The 1,671-nt window shown below is 47.0% G+C and carries 2 protein-coding genes; both read left to right on the forward strand.

Going from position 1 to position 1,671, the window contains the following annotated elements; all coding sequences use genetic code 11:
- Positions 1–3 precede the first annotated feature (3 nt).
- Positions 4–267 carry an HPr family phosphocarrier protein gene (locus PG418_RS19040; RefSeq protein WP_008368491.1) on the forward strand — a complete coding sequence of 88 codons (264 nt, stop codon included), beginning with the start codon at positions 4–6 and terminating at the stop codon, positions 265–267.
- A 4-nt stretch (positions 268–271) separates the two neighbouring features.
- On the forward strand, positions 272–1,671 hold a 1,400-nt coding region (gene ptsP, locus PG418_RS19045), incomplete at its 3' end, for a phosphoenolpyruvate--protein phosphotransferase (protein ID WP_498837890.1).

Below are 1,671 nucleotides of genomic sequence, written 5' to 3' on the forward strand. Positions count from 1 at the left end.
ATCATGAAAGAATTTAAGTATGTAGTAACAGATGCACAGGGAATCCACGCAAGACCGGCAGGAATTCTGGTAAAAGCAATTGCGAAAAAAACTTCAGATATTAAGATCAAAAAAGCAGGAGATACACGTGAAGTCAATGCAAAGAGCATTATGGCAGTTATGAGTCTTGGCGTAAAAAAAGGAAATGAGGTTATCATCACAGCTGAAGGCGAAGACGAAGAAGACGCAATCGCCGAAATCCAGAAAGTATTAGAGGAGAATCTGTAGGATTATGATTACACTAAGTGGTAAAAGTGTTTTTGGTGGCGTAGCCATCGGGAAGATTGCTTTCTATAAAAGACAGGAAAAGCAGGTAAGACGGTATCATGTAGAGGATACCGAAGCAGAGGCGGCACGTTTTGAGGATGCCCAGGAGACTGCGATCGCACAGCTCGGTGAGTTGTATGACAAGGCAATGGAAGATGTAGGAGAAGCCAATGCGGCAATTTTTGAAGTACATCAGATGATGCTGATGGATCTGGATTATGTGGATTCGATTAAGAATATTATTACCACCCAGGAAGTCAACGCAGAGTATGCTGTTGCGACGACAGGAGATAACTTCTCCCAGATGTTTGCATCTATGGATGATGCTTACATGCAGGGACGTGCGGCCGATGTAAAAGATGTATCGGACCGACTTCTCGGTATCCTTTCGGATGCCGGGGAAAGCGGTGTTGTGGCAGATGAACCGGTGATCGTGGCAGCAGATGATTTGGTACCGAGTGAGACTGTTCAGCTCGACAAGTCCAAAGTGCTTGCATTTGCAACCATGTACGGATCAGCAAATTCCCATACGGCAATCCTTGCAAGGACCATGAATATCCCGGCCGTTATTGGTCTGGGAGAAAGGCTTGCAAAAGAATATGACGGACATATGGCAGCCATCGACGGCTTTACCGGGACCATCTACATTGATCCGGATGAAGAGACCATGAAGGCTATGACCGAAAAGCGCGAAGAAGACCGCAGACAGAAAACACTTCTGGAAGAACTGAAGGGCAAAGAGAATGTCACCCTTTCCGGACAGAAGATCAATGTCTATGCGAATATCGGTAATCTTTCCGATGTGGGAGCCGTACTTAAAAATGATGCAGGAGGGATCGGACTTTTCCGAAGCGAGTTCCTGTATCTGGAAAGTGAAGATTTCCCGACCGAAGAACAGCAGTTCCAGGTATACAAACAGGTTGCAGAAAATATGGCAGGCAAAAAGGTCATTATCCGTACCCTGGATATCGGAGCAGACAAGCAGGTGGATTACTTTGGACTTGACAAAGAAGAGAACCCGGCACTGGGATACCGGGCAATCCGTATCTGCCTGACAAGACCGGAGATCTTCAAGACCCAGCTTCGTGCCTTGTACCGGGCATCTGCTTACGGACAGATCGCCATTATGTTCCCGATGATCATTTCGGTAAAAGAAGTGAAGCAGATCAAGGTGATCATCGAAGAGGTCAAAGAAGAGCTTCGTGAGGCACAGATCCCGTTCCGTGAGGATGTGGAACTGGGAATCATGATTGAGACACCGGCTGCCGTTATGATGAGCCGTGAGCTTGCAAAAGAAGTGGATTTCTTCAGCGTAGGGACCAATGATCTGACCCAGTACACGCTGGCAATCGACCGTCAGAACCA

It is taken from the genome of Bariatricus sp. TF06-38A, from assembly GCF_027690675.1.
GTDB lineage: Bacteria > Bacillota > Clostridia > Lachnospirales > Lachnospiraceae > Allocoprococcus > Allocoprococcus comes.